Here is a 19,097-nt window from a genome sequence, read left to right as displayed (position 1 = left end):
TATGGCAGTTTGCCACGTACTATGCGAAGTACACGGACAGAAAGAAAAACTAGATGGGGAATATCTAAATGGCATCTTCCATGGATCAAGCAGGCGCGCAAACAGACACTCGCAGGTGACAAAAACAATAAGCGGAAATGATCATCTGTCCTATTGAAAAAGGGCCGCGACGTGGTTCCGTCGCGACCCTTGATCTGAGGGTTCGTTACATGTGTACCCGAACCCTCTCATATGTGCCATGCCAATCTCTGTGGCATGGCACAGTGCCTGCGCAATTGCGGCTACATCGCCGCTTGCGCCAAAAGCTTTACCGTCCGCGACGAGAATCGCGACGGTCACCCTTCGCCGGTCCGCGTCCTGCGGATTCCGGACGGCGAGAGCCTTCGCTGCTGCGCCCGGAGCTGCGCTTGTCGGCGCTACGGCCTGCCCAGCCGCTGCTAGCTGCACCGCGGCCGCCTTGGCCCGCTGCACCGCGACTGCTGTCGCTGCTGCGTGCAGAACCACGGCCTGCGCTGCGCTCGTCGCCACTGCGACCTGCACCGCGGCCACCTTGACCGGCTGCACCACGACTGCTGTCGCTGCTGCGGCCACCGCTACGACCACCACTGCGTCCGCCTTCACTGCGGCCGCCTTCGCCACCGCGGGAACCACGACCCCCACGTCCGCCATCTCTGCGATCGTTACGGCCTGCACCGCGACGGGCACTGCCTGTTCCGGAAGAGCGTCCGCCTGAACGTTCGTCATCACCCTGACTGTTGATGGAACGTCTAGCCGCTCCAGTTGAAGCAATTGGACCTTCGCTAGTCCACTGGATACGCGACAGCTTCTGGTCGATCCCTTGTTCAATACGTGCAAGCTCCGGTCTGTCGTGCTCTGTTGCAAACGTCACAGCAAGACCTGTACCGCCTGCACGGCCCGTACGACCGATCCGGTGAATATAACTTTCCGCATCATGCGGCATATCGTAGTTAAATACATGCGTGACGCCTTCTACATCAAGTCCACGTGCAGCTACATCAGTAGCAACCAGCACTTGCAGTTTGGCATCGCGGAACGCTTTCATTACGTTCTCACGCTTGGATTGGGACAGATCCCCATGAAGTTCATCACTTGCATAACCTGCTTCACGCAGATCTTGGTTCAGCTTGGATGCACGACGCTTGGTCCGGCAGAAAATGATCGCCAAGTATGGGCGATACGTATCAATCATGCCGCGAAGTGCTTCTAATTTACCGCGATCCGAACATTCCAGCACTTGCTGGCGAATCTGTTTGATCGGAATAACAGATTGGGAAGATACTTTTACATCTTCCGGATCTTTCATGTAGGTCTTCGCCAGGTTGCGAATACCCTTCGGCATCGTTGCCGAGAACAGCATTGTCTGACGTTTATGTGGCAGCTCGCTAAGAATCGTCTCCACATCGTCCAGGAAGCCCATGTGCAGCATTTGGTCGGCTTCATCCAGCACCAGTTTTTTCACATTATCAAGCTTCAACGTGCCCCGACGCAGGTGATCCAGGAGACGCCCTGGTGTACCAATAACGATCTGGGTGCCGTTCTGCAATTTACGCAGCTGCTTGTCCACATCCTGCCCACCGTATACGGCAAGTACATGCAGTTTATCGTCGTTTGCCGTGAGCTTCTTCGCTTCTTCCGTAATTTGCAGCGCAAGCTCACGCGTAGGCGCGATAATCAGCGCTTGCGGGGAGCGGTCGGATACGTTAATTTTCTGAATAATCGGCAGCAAAAAAGCCAGCGTTTTACCTGTGCCTGTCTGTGCCTCAGCAATAATATCACGTCCACCCAGCAGTACCGGAATCGAACGCTCCTGTACCGGAGTCGGCACGGCGATGCCCTGATGTTTCAGGATCTCGCACCATTCCGGGCGAATGCCCAGTTGTTCAAAGTTTGCCAATCGTTACACCTCTGTATATTCATTTAGATAAGTCCATTTCATAATGACCTTAGTATCAGTATCTGCCATCAAGACTAGTTTTCCTTATATCAATCATGATTATGAAATGAATTTTTTAAAAAGCAATCCACTCGTTGCTCTTCTTCTCCATACCCTGTAGTTTACACGTTAGTCAAGCAAAACAAAAGGGGATACAGCGTTACACCCCCAACTTGTAGCACAAAATTCCAAGATCAGCGTGACTTGTATCGACCAAGTGAGTTTGAGGTTGGTTATACGGCCGCTTCAATATCAATCTCATAGCCATAATAAGCTGTACACACCACATCCTCTAATAAAACAACGACGCCCTCTCCCCATTTTAGATTAGGGAACAAGTGCGCCGCTGATTAAAAAGTATCTTTATATGTTGTCTACTACATAGGGATGTCTAATATCTGCTCAGTTTGAGTTTTCATCTTGTCTGCGTAACCACATTACGACTTGCACCTTCGTCCAACCAAGTTACGAGCCGTGTCCTCCGGCTGTGGCATATCCACTTCGTTCAAGAATGCGAGTGCTCTCTTCGTTCAACCCGCGCAGGTGCACGGTTTTGCCAAGCTTCGCGTATTTGAATTTCACTTTGCCAATAGCCACAACCGCGGTATTATCCCAGATATGTGACCTTCCGAAATCAATCGTGATCTCCTTCGGATCAGCCTCTGCATCGAACTCATCTACAAAGCGGGACGAAGAACCGAAGAAGAATGGTCCGTGAATCCGGTATACCTTCTGCCCTTGCTCCTGGCTCGCCTGTACGCGGATCTTGGTCTGTTTCCAGCCAAAATGTAGCACACTGAGCACAACGCCGACCATGACCCCGATCGACAGATCGTGAGTATAGACCACAATCGCCACCGTCACGATCATGACAAAGGCTTCCGCCCCCGGTACGCGAGCAATATTTTTGATGGAGCTCCAGTCGAATGTTCCGATACACACCATAAACATCACACCGACGAGCGCACCCATCGGCACCTGTTTCACCACACCGCTAAACAGCAGCAACAGGATCGCGAGAAACGCACCCGCAGTAAATGTCGATAATCTTCCACGTCCGCCAGACTTCACATTAATGACCGACTGCCCGATCATCGCACAGCCGCCCATACCGCCAAACAAGCCGTTCACGAAATTTGCGATCCCCTGACCACGCACTTCACGGTTCTTGCTGCTCTTGGTCTCGGTCATCTCATCCACGATGGTTGCGGTCAGCAGGGATTCCAGCAAACCAACCAGTGCCATGGTGAATGAATAAGGCAGCAGAATCATCAGCGTGTCCCAAGTCCATGCAATATTCGGCAAATGGAACATCGGCAGAGTACTCGTTATATTCCCCATGTCACCGACTGTTCTTACGTCGAGATGAAACACCAAGGTAATAATCGTCATCACGATGATTGCAATGAGTGGAGCTGGAACGCCTTTGAAAAACCGTGGCAAAATATAAACGATCGCCAGCGTGCCCGCTACCATCGCATACATGATCCAGTTTGCTCCCGTGAAGTGGGTTAACTGCGCCATAAAGATCAGTATAGCCAGTGCATTCACGAATCCGGTCAGTACCGAATGAGGCACAAACGTAATAAACCGTCCAACCTTAAATATGCCCAGTAGAAACTGGATAATGCCCGTCAATATAGTCGCTGCAAAAAGATATTCAACGCCATAATCCTTGACCAGTCCAACCATCAGTACCGCCATGGCACCTGTTGCCGCCGAGATCATGCCTGGTCTTCCACCAGCAATCGAGATCACAATCGCAATTGTAATTGAAGCGTACAATCCGACCATCGGATCAACACCTGCAATGATGGAGAACGCAATGGCTTCCGGAATTAACGCCAGCGCTACCGTAATGCCTGCCAGCACGTCTCCGCGAATGTTGCCAAACCATTGTTGTTTTAAAGTATTCATATGTTCTTGCCGTTCCTCCTACGTGTATTCCTTATAATGGACAATTCTACTGAAGAGTAACGGAAGCCGTTCACACTAACCAACTACCCAGGACAGCACAAAACAACGGAATCCTCTCCGCATCATTCGCCTATGCTCCTGCCTGAATTGCATCATTCTTCGCCATCCGTATAGCCTTGACGGGTTATTGAGCGCTTACGTCGTTTCCGTTCCAGTGTGTACCGTTGGTGTTCCATTACTGCCTCAGCTGACTTACTCATGCGACATCAGGAGCTGATCCTGATGCCAATAGTTTTTCCCCTCTCAGAAAAACCGGGTCCGTTAATGTACTGACCTATTATTATAGTCACAGGACTGGATATGTACTAATACAATTAAGGCGAAAAAACAGAACCTTATCTCCTATTATCTTAATCTTTCTATAATTTACTCACCCATGCTCTATTCACAAAAAAATAACCCGTAAAGATCCTTTGATAAAAGTCTCTTTAACGGGTATTATCGCATTGCTATGCTAGAATCTTCCGGATTTGAATATCGAATAGAGCAGGAAAGCCACCATCAGAATCGCCACCAGGAAACCAATTTCAATGACCGGAATATCCCACAGCATCGTGGATTGATGACTGATGGACGAACCGATAATCAATCCCACCATGATGATACAAAAAGCGAGTAACACGATACTGAAGGACAGCCGATTGCTAATCTGGTCCATTCTACGCATGAGTGCATCCAGTTCAGGGACACTAATCTCCAGCCTCAGCTTGCCTTTGCTAATAATGGATGATAACTGCCTTAACTGCCCTGGCAGACCAATGACACTCTCGGCCATATCAGCCGCACTGCGGAACAACCGATTCTTGATTCTTCCTGCGCTAAAACGTTCCTTGATCAGCTTACGGCCAAAGGGTTCAGCCATATCTACAATGCTCAGGGAAGGATCAAGATGTTCAATCACACCTTCCATCGTCAGCAACGATTTACCGAGCAGCAGAATATCGGCAGGCATGACAACCCGGTGCCTCTGGGCTACGCCGAACAAGTCATTTAACGCCTGACCCACACTAATCTTGGAAAAGGGAATATCGTAATATTTGCTACGCAACTTGTCCAAATCCACATGAAGCCCACGCAGATCCATGTCATCTGGCATCATGCCCAATTTCTCAATGGCCCGGATCATACTGTCTGTATCTTTGCGCATTAACCCAATAATAAGCGAAGCAAGCTGCTGTTTCATCTCATCGCTCAGACTGCCCACCATACCGAAGTCTATAAAGGCAAGACGTCCATCCTTCAATACCATCAGGTTACCCGGATGTGGGTCAGCGTGAAAGAATCCATGAATAAAGATCTGATTCAATAATGAGTCCACCAGCCGCTCAGCAATATTATTCAGATCATGGCCGCGTCTGACCAGTTCTTCACGATCATTGAGTTTGATACCTTCGATATACTCCATCGTGAGCACACGTGACGACGTCTGATCCCAGTAAATTGTCGGGATTTTCACCTTGTTGTCCTGTTGGTATTGCTGTGCAATCTTTTCCGTATTCCGGCCTTCGACCGTATAATCCAGCTCAGCCATCAATGCCTGGGCGTATTCTTCTACCATTTGCGGAATCTGATATTGCTTCACCCAATCCCAGCGCTTCTCGGCCATGGCTGTCAGTTCACGCAAAATATCCAGGTCACGCTGCACAATACGCGATATACCCGGCCGCTGAATCTTGATGGCTACCGATTCACCGCTTCGAAGTTTGCCCAGATGCACCTGTCCAATGCTGGCCGCAGCTACAGGGGTATCCTCGAACCGGGAAAAGATCTCCTCCAGCGGTGTATCCAATTCCTGTTCCAAAATACCCCGTGCCGTCTCGGAAGAGAACGGCGGGACCTGATCCTGCAACTTCACCAACTCACGAATGACAGACTCAGGCAATAGATCTGCCCTTGTGCTTGCGAGTTGCCCCAGCTTGACGAAAGCTGGCCCCAGCTCCTGCAGCACAAGCCTGATGCGTTCACTCAGCGTTTTGGTGGTATGTGCTTCACGCGACATCCACCGTCTGGGCAGAGCCAGCAACTGGAACAATCCCAGCTCCTCGACCATATAACCGAAGCCATGACGCACGAGCGCCATGGCAATTTCACGGTATCTGCCGACATGTTTGATTCGCACTGCCATCTACTCGATCTCGTTTCCTTTGAGAGGAGGAGGAACTTCAAGTGGAGCTGGGGATTCATCAGGTTGAAGCTGTGGTGAGTGGCCCAGTTCAGCAAGTTTTTTCTCCAGAACGGCAACACGCTGTTCCAGACTGGTTACATCACTTTCGGATGCCACACCAGCTTCCTGAAGCACGCGCTTGACCTGTTCCTGAATCACTCTCTTGAACTGGCCTTGTTCTTCATCGCCCCGTTCCATCAGGCGTTCAACCAAAGCTTTGGATTCACCGGGCGCAAGTTCCCCACGCTTGACCAAATCATCCACGGTTTTCTCAATTTTTTCTTTGCTTACGACAGTAAGACCAAGCCCTAACGAGATCGCCTTTTTGAACAAATCGCTCATTTTTGTCATCCTCCTCTTCGTTGATCTCTATATTATACCCCTTACACTCCGCATGCAAAAATGTCAGTCCGATCAGACGTAACGTGCAGCCCATTTGCCTGCTTGCAGGAGTAACTTGCGGTATGTTTCGTGTGCAAAAGACGGTACATGGTGACCCGGCATCAAATAAACAATACGTCCAACACCATATCGATGAGCCCATACCGCAGGCTTTGGTCCATCTTCGGATTGATATTCAAGCAATATTTTCGTTTCGGCAAAAGAACCAAATTCGAACTGATACGGCTCTTCTTCCATTGTGAAATTCGAAATGCCCTCCGTCACGGGATGGCTTTCCTCCGTTACAGTGAATTCAAGTGGTGCATAAGCCGGATGATGCAGGAACTTGGCACCGATCATCTGTTTGAGTTCATAACGATTTTGAAGGGAAATGCCGTTATGTATAATGACCAGTCCACCTCCATTACTTACATAGGACAACAAACCTGCTGTCTGCTGTGGAGAGACTTTCCCCTTCCAATCGTCCATGTATGAGATACATACATCAAACCCGGTTATATTTTCTTGCAGCAGCATATTCCGATTCTCACTGCACTGCACAGTCATAGTATCATGGAAAATTCGGCTAATCTCCGCATCCACACCTTGAAGCGGGTGCCAATCCGGATGTGTATAATCGCCAAGTAGTAATGCTTTTTTACGATGATCCATTCAATCAATCTCCTTTCTTGTTCACCTCACTGTATCAATCAACTACCAGGGGAGCTTCTCGCCCTTGTAGTCCACATATGCGGGTTGATCTCCTTTAAACTGTTCATGGCGGTCGATAAGTACTGCGATATGCTGTGCAGATTGCTCGGGCGTGAGATCCGCAGCAACATCCAATTCACCCCGCATATAACTCTGTACCCAACCGGGATGCACAAGCATCACTTGTCCGCCTTCATCCTTCAGACCATTGTGCACAAGACGGGCCTGCATGTTCAAAGCAGCTTTGGACATACAATAGGCATACCACCCATCCCGACTGCATTGTTCTATACTTCCAGCCTCGGAAGAGATATCAACAATTAGCTTGACCTGTCCTTGAAGAAGGAGGGGTAACAGGGAATGAGTCACACGAAGTGTACCTAAGGTGTTCACATTAAATACTTCAGCCATCTCCGCCATATTCAACGGCCCGCGGATATGATCCGTAATACTTCCTAGTATAGCCGCATTATTGATCAGCATATCCAAATGATTCGTATCCAGCTTCAATGTCTCCGTGAACAGAGCTACCGACAGGTCGTCTGCAATATCCAGTTCGATGGCGCGCAGATGGTCCGGATATCCTTCTGCAAGCATACGAATTCCCTCGGAATCTTCCACGTCCAGACCGGCCGCATACACAAGATACCCTCTCTTCAGCATCTGTGCCGTCAAAGCCAATCCCAATCCCCGGGCAGCTCCCGTTACACATACGGTTCTCATCATGATGTCCCTCCCTCGCAAAATGATTCTGTCTTTTATTCATTCCACATATTCATCTGAAAACCTTTAATTCAGAATGGGATCGCCAACTTCACGACCAAAGACTCAGGAGGTAAAAGTGAGATTAGAGCCATTTTGCTTATTGAATTAAGCTATCTATTCAAGCTATAAATAGCTGCTATTATCTCTGTATATATCGCTCCTGCCGATAGGCTGAACAATGTTCCACCCATCTTCGAGCGGCTGCCGGATAAGAGCCCAGATGAACGTGCGTATACCCCGCCACGATGTTGCCTGCGGCATACCCTTCTTGGTTCAAGCCACGTAACCCCTTGGTCTCATACGCATAAGGGATCGTTTCTTCATCACGATAGGTCATTGTCGAATAATGAAATTCATGACCCCTAAGTACTTCACCCTTTTTCAGCAAAAAGGAATCCCGAACGCTACTTGCTTCACGGTAGCCAAGCGCAGCGCGCTTCTTCTGCATCTGCACCTGTGCGGGGATAATGCCCGCCATGTCGAAGGTGACGCCCTCACGGTCGGTCAACGTTTCTCCAAGCACCATGTAACCACCACACTCGGCGAATAAAGGCATGTTGGATTGTGCTGCCTGTCGAAGTCCTTTCAAGAACCCTTGGTTACCGGCAATCTCCGCTGCAAACTCCTCGGGAAACCCACCGCCCAAATAGACGCCATCCACATCTGTTGGAATGCTTTCGCCAGCGAGCGGACTGAAGTAATGTAATCGGGCCCCGGCTGCTTCGAGCAATTCCAGATTATCGGGATAATAGAAATTAAATGCCGCATCGCGCGCAACGGCTATAACAGGCTGTACCTCATATGATACATGTCGATTATTAACGTGGATCACTGAATTGGAATGTGGATCGTAATTCGAACCTGGTTCAGTATTAGCTGAATCTATGTGGGTAGTAGTCGCAGGACTCACTTTTTCTGCATTCAAAGGCGGGGCGCTTGCTGCCAGCTCCAGCAGAAGATCCAGATCGGTGCCTTCCATTAACACATCGGCAGCCCGCTGAAATAATGGTTCCAGTTCACCGCGCTCAATGGCAGGTACCAGTCCCAGATGTCTCTCAGGGATGAACATGCCCTCGTCCCGCTTCAGCCAGCCAACCACCGGAATGCCGCACATCTGCTCAATGGCTTTTTTCACAATGGTATAATGACCCGCACTTCCACACCGGTTAACGATCACTCCGGCAATATTTAATTCAGGCTCCAATTGTTGAAACCCCAGTACAATTGCGGCCGCACTGCGAGCCATGCTGCGTACGTCCACAACCAGGATGACAGGGGACTGCGTGACCAGAGCAATCTCTGCAGTTGAGCCTGTATTGCTGAGTGGATCTTTGCCATCATAGAGGCCCATAACGCCTTCTATAATGGAAATATCATGCCCCGCCGATGCCTTCTCGAACGTATCTCTCACATACTCAGGCGATGTCATCCATGCATCCAGATTACGTGACGGTCTGCCTGTGACAGCGGTATGGTATGTCGGATCAATATAGTCCGGGCCGCATTTGAACCCTTGTACACTTAAACCACGCTGGGCAAGTGCTCTCATCAGCCCCAGGGTTACTGTCGTTTTCCCTGCACCACTTCCGGTGCCTGCAATGATCAGTCGGGGTCTGGTGTTACGATTTGCAATGCTCATCGTCATTTCCACCTTTTCTTGCGATTATCGAATCCTTCAGCTCCGCTGAAAACGTATAGATTCTATAATATAAACAAAACCGCATCATATAGCGATGCGGTTAAGCTTAATGCACACTCTTTATTCATGAAGCGACGCCAAAAGCTTTTTGTCGAACTGATCTAAAAGCAGGCCACTAATCTCTAATCTTGGCCGCACGCCCTGCTGCAAAGTAACGTCCAAGCTCAACGATGAGTGCGCCCATCTTTTCTTCCTCCGGAATGACCAGCGCCTCAATGCCTTCTTCACGCATGGAGTTTGCTGTAACTTTACCTACAGACGCAGGAATTACACCTTGTCTGAAGGCTGCAAGCATCGGCTCAAGCTTGTCCTGAGAGGCCGCATATTGGGTCAGAAATCTGACCTGCGGTCCACTCGTGAACGCAACAGCATCTACCTCGAACTTTAGAATTTCATTCAATAACTGTTCCAGCTCTGCCTCTTCTGGCGGGACATGGCGGTAAGGAAGCACTTGTCTGACGATTGCACCTTGTTCTTCCAACCATGCAACGAGTTTGGGAGCTGTCTCCCCATGAAGCTGCAATATAACCTTTTTCCCTGCGAGATCATGTGGGGCGAATTCTCGAATGAGCCCATCCGTGCTACCGTCATCATCTCGTACCAGCGGTGTTAACTTGCGCTTTTTGAGTGCATTCACCGTCTTGTATCCCCTCGCTGCAATTGAGGATTCCGATAATACATCCAACAATTGGCCTGCGACATCCATATCCTCAGCCATTTCAAACAATGCATCCAATCCCATACCTGTCGTTAACACCGCCCAGTCTGGCGGGTCTGAGATCCAGGATACCAGCCCGTCCCTGATATTCCGATCATCCAGAAATACCGTTCCCTGTGCCGGTCGCACAAGCGGAATACCGCCCATTTTTTCAACCAGTATGGACATTTCTTTCGATTTTCGCGGTCCTGTCAATGCTACACGTACACCTGCCAAATGTTGAGCCATTCATGTTCCCCCCGTTAGTTCAGCCGAATGTTCATCAGTCTGACTACAGTATACAGGGTACTCCTGTGAAGGGAAACTGTGCTTCCCCTCTTTTTGCCCATTTCATCTATAACGATTTTTGATGGAATATATCAGGAAGGCTGGAGTTCTCCACCATGAGAATCCTGCCTTTTTTTCTCTCCATTCTTCTCCGAATCAGAGGCTTCTTGCTTCTCTTTCTTGGACTGGTCTCCCGATCTCTGTTGGGTAGATTCTTTTTTATCCTTTTTGCGAGGACGAAGAAAAAGAAACAGCACCATAGGGAACAGCACTTCAAAAACAATGGCGATCCATGTCCATTCCCGGGTAAAACGATAAAGCTGAATGGCGTTTCTGAAAAACCAGAATGCACAAACAAAGCCTAACAGTGCCACCGGACCTGTCATGACCTTTCCCGAAACGTTCGGGATCATTCGCTTCAGTCCCCAACAGACAAAGTACAGATCAAATGCAATCTTCGTAATCATGGCAGGCAAGGTCGCTGCTGCCAGTGCCAGGTCAAACCGATCCAGAAAATCACTAATTTGCAGCTGCCTTGCCAGTTCATATGAAGGGTATACCAGTCTGGAAGCAATAGGCACACCAATCGACGTGATGGTTTCCACAAGAATCAGCATCATCAGCAATCCCGAGATGATGATGCCCCATAACACAGGCTTGAAGCGAAAATCACTGCCTTTGACGACAAAAGGCAAGGCGATCATCTCTCCATAAAAAGAAAATATGTACCAACTTCCTTTGCCTACACCTGCCACATCGACATGAAAATAGGGCATCAGATTATCCATATTCAACTGTTGAATAAGCATGAAAGGCACAATGATAGAGTTCAACAGGAACAGGGTAACATATAGTTCTGACATTCCGATCAACGAACCCAGCCCACCTCTGACGATAAATACCGCCATAATCATGAGTGACAATACCACAATGGATATCGGCGTTGTCTCTAGCAAAGTTATACTTACATAATCACCAATTAATCGGATATCTCTAGCGAATATGAAGAAAAAAAACAAAATGTACATTACGCCTGCGAGTCTCCCCATAAAAGGGAACCGCTCAACAAGCGCCTCAAATAGATCCTGATTCGGAAATCTTCGCTGAATTCGGCTTACCATCAACATGGATATAATCATCACGAGAACAACTGGCACATACGAGAGATAAGCATGCTGTTCCGCATAATAAATGGCCTGTGCATGGGGTTGAATCAACGTGCCCGTCATACTGAGCAGCAGCACGAGTAGTACAAGTTGTCGAGAAGTCACACTTTGATTCATACTATACCTCCTTTCTTTTATTCAATCTGTACTCCGCACCATTTCTAGTCCGTATCTATGGAAGCGGTAAGAATCGCTGGATGACATGGCTGATCCATACCGCTACAAAAAAGGTTTTACTTAAATGGGTTACATAGAACCAAAGGCCAGTTCCTAATGCAATCAAGCCATAGGATAACCAGCGATTAATGACCGCCGCCTGCTTCAGATGTCTGAAATCCATCACAATCACGATGATGACCATCCCCAGATAGGTGAACAACAGTGGTTTAATCATGTACGATATCCTCCTCCATGACACCGATCGGTTTATTGACTACCCCTACATTTTCAATAATGACGTGGGGGACAACATTCACCTCAACATCAGGATAGATAACATCCCATCGATCCTTAAGTTTGTCCCATTCTTTAGGCAATTGTTGATGGATCGACCGACCAATCCCGAGAATATCGGCATGATATTTTTGCTGTATTAATCGAACCCCTTCAACGATATCCTCTTTTATTTTTTTGTGGATCGCGTCATTTAATTTTAAAATCTCTTTTTCACGCAGATCACCGTAATTGGATTCGTTATCTACAACCACACCTTTGGCATACAATTGAACGGTCACAGTAACCTTGTCATTCTTGACACTGGGGTGCAGTGAAGAATTGTTCTCGTTCAATTTGATGAATATATCTCCATCTCCGCGCGGAGCCTTGACCATAACTTCTGGTGCATTGGCTTCCCCCATGGCGAGAATCAGGGCATCAGCGGGAGCCTTGTCAATCATGCCAACCAGTTTATCCTTCTTGAAAATGGCCAATCCATCCAACTTGATGTTGGTTTTGGTGTCCTTCCAACTTTTCGGAACATTGTCCACTTTCGAAGCAACCGGCAGGAATGGATCTACCCCTTCACTAAGAATGGAATCGGTGAACGTTTTAAGAGAACGTGGATTACGCATATTTAGAAAGCACAACTCTCTCACCATCTCGGATGGAAACTTCTCTATAGGTGCATCCGTATCCATGACTTCATATGCCGCACCTTTCGTAACAACAGGTAATGCAGAGAATCGGTTGAGTGGGTACCGCGTAAACAAATCGAGCATCGGAGCCACGCCATCCCGGGCAAGGTCCTCTCCAATAAGCAGGGTACGACGATGCGCATAATAAATCGTTCGTGAGAGTGCTTTTTGGCCTTCAAGTGTAGTCCCCCTCAGTGTCTTCGCGGTGTTGGACAACATGAACCATGATTTGTCCCCGCTTGTACCACCGCCACCTCCCGAACTGCCGGTAGTACCGGATTGACCGGGAAGTGCAATCTGGAGACTGGATCTGTAATTGTCGTCCTCCTTATCAACAGCTACGCCAATCACAAAGGCAATATCATTAATTTCCTTACGATCCCAACATCCTGCTATGAAAAGGGTACACAGCAGTAACATCAATGCAGCGCGGAATTTACGAATAAGAAACATGTGTTCACCATCCTTCCTCAGCTTCAGGCGAACCATTGATCTTGTCTTTCATCCGTTTCTGGTTATCCTGAACCGTAGAAGGACGATTGATCATTTTCCACCACGGCACACGAATAAGAATATCCTTGGTATCTGTTTTACTGTACGGGCTAAGACCTGACAGATAAGGCACACCAAACGAAGTCATCTGTGTCAGATGCACCGAGATCAGGACCAAACCGATGACGATGCCATATAGTCCAAGCATACCTGCCAGTAACATGATCGGAAATCGGAGCAAACGCACGGTAATCGCAAAGTTAAACCGCGGAATTGTAAAGGAAGCTATACCTGTCATGGATACGATAATAACCATTGGTGCGGACACAATCCCTGCCTGAACTGCGGCCTGCCCAATCACGAGCGCACCGAGAATACTGACTGCCTGACCGACTGTTTTTGGTAACCTGACCCCCGCTTCACGGAGGGCTTCGAACGACAGCTCCATGATGAGAGCTTCAACCAGTGCCGGAAAAGGAATAGCTTCCCGTGCCCCGGCAATACTCAGTATCAATGTGGTTGGCAGCATGTCCTGGTGAAATGTCGTAATAGCGATGTACAGCGCTGGTAGAAATAGAGCAATGGCTACGAATAAAAAGCGAATCCAGCGTACCAGATTACTGATGAAGAATCGTTCATAGTAGTCCTCACTGGCCTGAAGCATCTGCCAGATCGTGACTGGAGCAATTAACGCGAAGGGCGTGCCGTCTACCATAATGGCAAACCGCCCTTCCAACAGGTTGCCTGCTACTGTATCCGGACGCTCGGAATAGTGCATCTGCGGGAATGGAGAGTACGGGTGGTCTTCAATCAGTTCCTCGATATACCCCGTCTCCAGAATGCCGTCGATCTTTATTTTTTCCAGACGTTTCTTCACGTCCCGGATCAACTTCGGATCAGCAATATCGTCCAGATAAGTCAGAACGATATCGGTCTTGGTTTCTGTGCCTAGTGTCATACTCACCATCTTGAGAGAGGGAGTTTTCAGCTTAAACCGCAGTAAAGCCGTATTCACACGGAGCGTTTCGGTAAATCCCTCTCGCGGTCCCCGAATCACGGATTCTGTCTGCGGTTCCTCCACACCACGTCTGACGCCGCCTTTGACATTGAACATCCAGGCTTTACTACTTCCATCAATCACCAGAAGGGCAGACGATGCCAGTACCCCTTCTGTCGCAGCAGCCCAGGTATCCACTCGCTTCACCTGTGTTAGCTCAACACGTGTATCATCCAGTGGAACATCAGGTTCATCTGTACGCTGCTGTACCAGCCCTCGAATAATTGGGCGCAGCATGTGCTCTTGGATGTCCGCCGAGTTAACAATGCCTTCAATATAGACCAGAAGCCCTTTCACTTCCGGCGTAATCATGACGTTGCGTAAAACCACATCCGAGCATTCGGAGAAGATCTCCTTTACCGCTTGAATCTGAGTTTCATGTACTGCACTAATCGGTTGCCGTAGAAAAGGCGGGGACGGCAGTCCCAAAGGGATATGTTTTTTCTCTTCTGAAGCTCGTCCCGGTTGTCGGGACTTGTCTTTCCCAGATGTTTTGTCTGCCATATGCCGCCCCTCCGTTCTTGTTTTTTATACAAGGTAGCTTGTGCCAGACAGCCGGGAATTATGTGGTCTTTTTTGCAAAATTACGATTAAATTCTCTGAGTTTTCAGACAGCAAAAAGGCCTCTGTATTTAACAGAGACCTTCCTGACACCCAACACATACATTGTTACTTCACTTTAGTTGATGCTTGCGTCCACTTCTTTAATCATTTCTTGAATGGATTCCAATCCACCGCCAGACAAATACCAGTAATTCGGATCCAGATAAACAATATGTCCTTCCTTATATGCTGTTGTATTTTTCACCAAGTCGTTCTCGATCACTTGTTTTGCCGGGGATGCCTCACCGTTACCTGCAACCACTGCACTGCGATCAACGACAAAGAGGTAATCCGGATTCTGCTCCATGACATATTCAAATGAAACGCTCTGCCCATGTGTGGATACTTCAATGTTCGCATCTGACGGAGTAAAACCAAATACGTCATGAATAATACCAAAACGGGAACCGGCACCATAGGCGCTCAGTTTACCTTCGTTTGTCAGGACGATTAGCGCATTTTTACCTGCAGCCGTTACTTTGTCATGTAGTGCCTTAACGGATGTTTCGATCGATGCAATGGCTTCTTCTGCTTCTTTTTCTTTACCAAAGATGTCCCCGAGTGTCTTCACGTTACTGGTCAGAGAATTCATATAATCTGCCGTATCTACCGCCATATATATGGTTGGTGCAATCTCACTCAGTTCTTCATACGAATCTTGGAGTCGTCCCGAGATTATGATCAGATCTGGTTTCATCGCGTTAACTTTCTCAAAATCAGCTTCTTTCAGACCACCAACATTGGTGTACTTCGCATCATTATACTTGTCCAGATAAGGAGGTACACCTTCCTGCGGAACCCCTGCAACTTCAACGCCAAGCTGATCCAGTGAATCCAGTACACCGTAGTCAAAAACAACGACCTTCTCTGGATTTTTCTTTACTGTTGTTTCGCCCAGTTTATGTTTGATGACCACTTCTTCACTTGCTTGATCTGCTGGTGCAGCAGCTTCTGATCCTGTGCCACTGCTTGCACCTGTATTATCCGCTGCCTTATTCCCACCACAAGCTGCCAGGACAACCGACAACACCACGAATAATGTAAACAACCAACCCTTTTTCATGTATAGACACCTCTCGCTCTCTATATTGGACTACCTTACTCACTCACGGAAAATATACACAAATCTTACGTCCATCAATCCATTGCACAGGGATGTGCATATCATAGACGCTCTGCAATACATCCGTATCGATGATGTCTTCCGTCTTGCCTTCTTTCACTACGCGTCCATCCTTGAGCGCAACAATATAGTCGGAATAACAGGAGGCAAAATTGATGTCATGAATGACAATGACAATCGTTTTGCCGAGTTCATCCACCATTCTGCGCAGCACCTTCATAATCTGAACAGAATGTTTCATATCCAGGTTATTCAAAGGTTCATCGAGCAAAATATACTCGGTGTTCTGGGCAATCACCATGGCGATATATGCCCGCTGCCGCTGTCCGCCACTCAGTTCATCCAGATACTTCTTGCGGAATGGGGCCAGTTCCATATAGTCGATGGCCTCCTGAATCCACTGTTGATCCTCTGGTGTGAGCCTTCCTTGTGAATACGGGAACCGGCCAAAAGCCACAAGATCCTCCACAGTTAACCGAATATTGATGTGATTGGACTGTTTGAGGACTGATATTTTGCGCGACAAGTCCTTGTTCTTCCAGCTTTCAATCTCGCGCCCTTCAATTAGGACTTGTCCTGTATCCTTGCTGATTAGCCTGGTAATTATGGATAACAAGGTACTTTTCCCAGCTCCATTTGGACCAATAAATGATGTAATCTTTCCTTTGGCAATGTTCAGTGATACGTCATCCACTACCCGGACGCCGCCGTATTGTTTTGTAACATTTCTGACTTCTACCACGACTTATTCTCCTTTAGCAGTAAATAGATGAAGTACACGCCGCCTATAAAATTTATAATGACGCTAACGGTCGTAGCAAAGGTAAACACCCGCTCTACAATGAGCTGTCCGCCAACCAATGCAACGACTGCGATCATGACCGAACCCCAGATCAACACTTTATGCCGATGTGTCCGGAATACCTGATGCGCCAGATTCACGACCAGCAGCCCCAAAAACATAATTGGACCCACCAGCGCTGTGGAGATCGAGACCAGAACCATCACCACCAGCAGCAGCCTCTTCACAATGTAATCGTAATCCACCCCGAGATTCACTGCGTGATCTTTGCCGAGAGACAGTACGTCGAGATATTTGGTAAACTTCTGCGCGTACAGCAGGATCAGAATAATCGCAGCGATTGAGATGATGAGCAGATCCGTATTCACATTGTTAAAGCTCGCAAACATCTTGCCCTGCAGCACAAGGAACTCATTAGGGTCAATCAGTACTTCCATGAATGAAGACATGCTCTGGAACAGCGTACCCAGGATAAGACCCACCAGCAGCAACAGATAAATATTACGCCCCTGTTCCCTGCGGAACATGAACTGATGCAATAGTAAAGCAAACAACGTCATGAGCATGACAGATATTGCAAAATTAAGATTTTTGTTCACAAAGCTGATATGTGTGCTTCCAAACACAAACACCGCAAACGTCTGAAATAGCATATACAAGGAATCGAGGCCCATGATGCCAGGTGTCAGAATTCGGTTGTTGGTTATCGTTTGGAAAATAGCTGTAGAGTACGCAATGCAGGCACCTGTCAGTACAATGGCGAGAATCTTTTTTCCTCTTCGAGGCAATATGTAATCCCAGTTCCCTCCGGATTGAATGACCAGAAATATGCCGATCAATAATACTGCCGCTGCAATTAACAAGATCAACTTCCATGTATTCGCCGTATATTTCATTCTCATGATCCATAAGCCTTTCTTCGAAGCAGTAAATACAGGAATAATACACTTCCCACAACTCCCACCGTCAGACTGATCGAAAGTTGATAAGGATAAATAATTAATTGACCCAGAATATCGCAGACCAGAACGAAGATCGCACCAAGCACTGCCGTATGAGGCAATGTATCACGTAAGTTATCCCCTTTGTACAGTGTTACGATATTGGGCACGACTAAGCCCAGAAACGGAATTGTACCTACCGTAATAATCACTACCGCTGAAACCATCGCCACCAGGATCAGTCCGATATTCACAACTCGTCGATACGCCAGTCCAAGGTTGGTTGAGAAATCTTCGCCCATCCCTGCGAGTGTAAAACGATTAGCAAACAGGTACACGATAATGAGCAACGGAATACTGATATAGATCAGTTCATAACGTCCCTTCATGATGGTGGAGAAGTCACCCTGTAACCAAGAAGAAATGTTCTGGATCAGGTCGTTTTTGTAAGCAAAAAATGTTGTCACGGAGCTTACAATGTTGCCAAACATAAGACCTAGCAAAGCGATATATATCGTATCCTTGAACTTGACTTTCTCCAGAATTCGCATGAAAATCAGTGTTCCCGCCAGAGCAAAGGCAAAAGCGACCAACATTTTTTGCAGAGGGGATGCTCCCGGGAACCACATTAACGTCACAAGAATACCCAATCTGGCTGAATCCATCGTTCCAGCTGTTGTTGGGGAAACGAATCGGTTGCGTGTCAGCTGCTGCATAATCAGTCCGATTACACTCATGCTGATCCCGGCGACAAGGATGCTGATCAGGCGGGGAAACCGGCTAACTTGTAATACCTGTAGCTGGACAGAGGACAAATGAAATATATCCAATGGTGAAATGTCTGAATTGCCAATAAATATGTATACGATAGACAATACAGCCAATACGATCAACATATAACGTAACTTCATCTCTCTACTAATCCCCTTACCGATCGCCGTAAAACATTTGTAGTTGCTCTACCTCGCATCATTTGATATTGATACTCATTATCAATTAAGTGAATTATATCGATATTAAATTCATCATGTCAACCTTCGATTGCTTCTTTTTTCTTAAATTTCATGAAACAACCTGAAATACATATACTATAAGATTAATAATATATAAGGAAAAAAGCCTTCCAAGTGGAAGGCTTAATATT

The 19,097-nt window shown here is 47.6% G+C and carries 16 protein-coding genes; all 16 read right to left on the bottom strand.

Going from position 1 to position 19,097, the window contains the following annotated elements; translation table 11 throughout:
- Window positions 1-307: 307 nt before the first annotated feature.
- Window positions 308-1,915: a DEAD/DEAH box helicase gene (locus NSQ38_RS07510; protein WP_339788283.1), complete on the bottom strand. Its 1,608-nt coding sequence runs from the start codon at window positions 1,913-1,915 to the stop codon at window positions 308-310.
- A 504-nt stretch (window positions 1,916-2,419) separates the two neighbouring features.
- Complete coding sequence (locus tag NSQ38_RS07505) at window positions 2,420-3,871, bottom strand: SulP family inorganic anion transporter (protein ID WP_339788281.1); 1,452 nt, start codon at window positions 3,869-3,871, stop codon at window positions 2,420-2,422.
- A 514-nt stretch (window positions 3,872-4,385) separates the two neighbouring features.
- A complete protein-coding gene (locus NSQ38_RS07500; protein ID WP_338588880.1) occupies window positions 4,386-6,056 on the bottom strand; it encodes an AarF/ABC1/UbiB kinase family protein in 1,671 nt (556 codons plus the stop codon).
- On the bottom strand, window positions 6,057-6,437 hold the full coding sequence (locus tag NSQ38_RS07495; protein ID WP_253441470.1) for a phasin family protein: 381 nt from the start codon (window positions 6,435-6,437) through the stop codon (window positions 6,057-6,059).
- Between the two features lie 72 nt (window positions 6,438-6,509).
- Window positions 6,510-7,148 (bottom strand): ThuA domain-containing protein, encoded by a 639-nt coding sequence (locus NSQ38_RS07490; protein ID WP_338588883.1) that lies wholly within the window; start codon window positions 7,146-7,148, stop codon window positions 6,510-6,512.
- 42 nt (window positions 7,149-7,190) lie between these two features.
- On the bottom strand, window positions 7,191-7,913 hold the full coding sequence (locus NSQ38_RS07485; RefSeq protein ID WP_235193706.1) for an SDR family oxidoreductase: 723 nt from the start codon (window positions 7,911-7,913) through the stop codon (window positions 7,191-7,193).
- A 178-nt stretch (window positions 7,914-8,091) separates the two neighbouring features.
- The gene (locus NSQ38_RS07480) at window positions 8,092-9,591 is read right to left on the bottom strand and encodes a cobyrinate a,c-diamide synthase (RefSeq protein WP_339788280.1); all 1,500 of its coding nucleotides are present in this window, start codon (window positions 9,589-9,591) and stop codon (window positions 8,092-8,094) included.
- Between the two features lie 175 nt (window positions 9,592-9,766).
- Window positions 9,767-10,597: a uroporphyrinogen-III synthase gene (locus NSQ38_RS07475; protein WP_339788278.1), complete on the bottom strand. Its 831-nt coding sequence runs from the start codon at window positions 10,595-10,597 to the stop codon at window positions 9,767-9,769.
- 131 nt (window positions 10,598-10,728) lie between these two features.
- On the bottom strand, window positions 10,729-11,919 hold the full coding sequence (locus NSQ38_RS07470) for an endospore germination permease (RefSeq protein ID WP_339788276.1): 1,191 nt from the start codon (window positions 11,917-11,919) through the stop codon (window positions 10,729-10,731).
- 55 nt (window positions 11,920-11,974) lie between these two features.
- Window positions 11,975-12,196 carry a hypothetical protein gene (locus NSQ38_RS07465; RefSeq protein ID WP_338588895.1) on the bottom strand — a complete coding sequence of 74 codons (222 nt, stop codon included), beginning with the start codon at window positions 12,194-12,196 and terminating at the stop codon, window positions 11,975-11,977.
- The gene (locus tag NSQ38_RS07460) at window positions 12,189-13,388 is read right to left on the bottom strand and encodes a Ger(x)C family spore germination protein (protein ID WP_338588898.1); all 1,200 of its coding nucleotides are present in this window, start codon (window positions 13,386-13,388) and stop codon (window positions 12,189-12,191) included. Before NSQ38_RS07460 ends, NSQ38_RS07465 begins: the two co-directional genes overlap by 8 nt.
- A gap of 4 nt (window positions 13,389-13,392) precedes the next feature.
- A complete protein-coding gene (locus NSQ38_RS07455; protein ID WP_339788274.1) occupies window positions 13,393-14,988 on the bottom strand; it encodes a spore germination protein in 1,596 nt (531 codons plus the stop codon).
- Between the two features lie 175 nt (window positions 14,989-15,163).
- Window positions 15,164-16,150: a siderophore ABC transporter substrate-binding protein gene (locus NSQ38_RS07450; RefSeq protein ID WP_339788271.1), complete on the bottom strand. Its 987-nt coding sequence runs from the start codon at window positions 16,148-16,150 to the stop codon at window positions 15,164-15,166.
- A 43-nt stretch (window positions 16,151-16,193) separates the two neighbouring features.
- Window positions 16,194-16,952, bottom strand: a complete 759-nt coding sequence (locus NSQ38_RS07445) for an ABC transporter ATP-binding protein (RefSeq protein WP_339788269.1) — start codon at window positions 16,950-16,952, stop codon at window positions 16,194-16,196.
- Entirely contained in the window at window positions 16,946-17,914 is a 969-nt protein-coding gene (locus NSQ38_RS07440; RefSeq protein WP_339788266.1) for an iron chelate uptake ABC transporter family permease subunit, read from the bottom strand. Before NSQ38_RS07440 ends, NSQ38_RS07445 begins: the two co-directional genes overlap by 7 nt.
- The gene (locus NSQ38_RS07435) at window positions 17,911-18,864 is read right to left on the bottom strand and encodes an ABC transporter permease (protein WP_091036063.1); all 954 of its coding nucleotides are present in this window, start codon (window positions 18,862-18,864) and stop codon (window positions 17,911-17,913) included. Before NSQ38_RS07435 ends, NSQ38_RS07440 begins: the two co-directional genes overlap by 4 nt.
- Between the last annotated feature and the right edge of the window lie 233 nt (window positions 18,865-19,097).

Origin of the sequence: Paenibacillus sp. FSL R7-0313, assembly GCF_037969885.1 — a bacterium.
GTDB lineage: Bacteria > Bacillota > Bacilli > Paenibacillales > Paenibacillaceae > Paenibacillus.
Note: the sequence above shows the minus strand (reverse complement) of the source record. Positions and strands in the feature narration are given on the sequence as shown.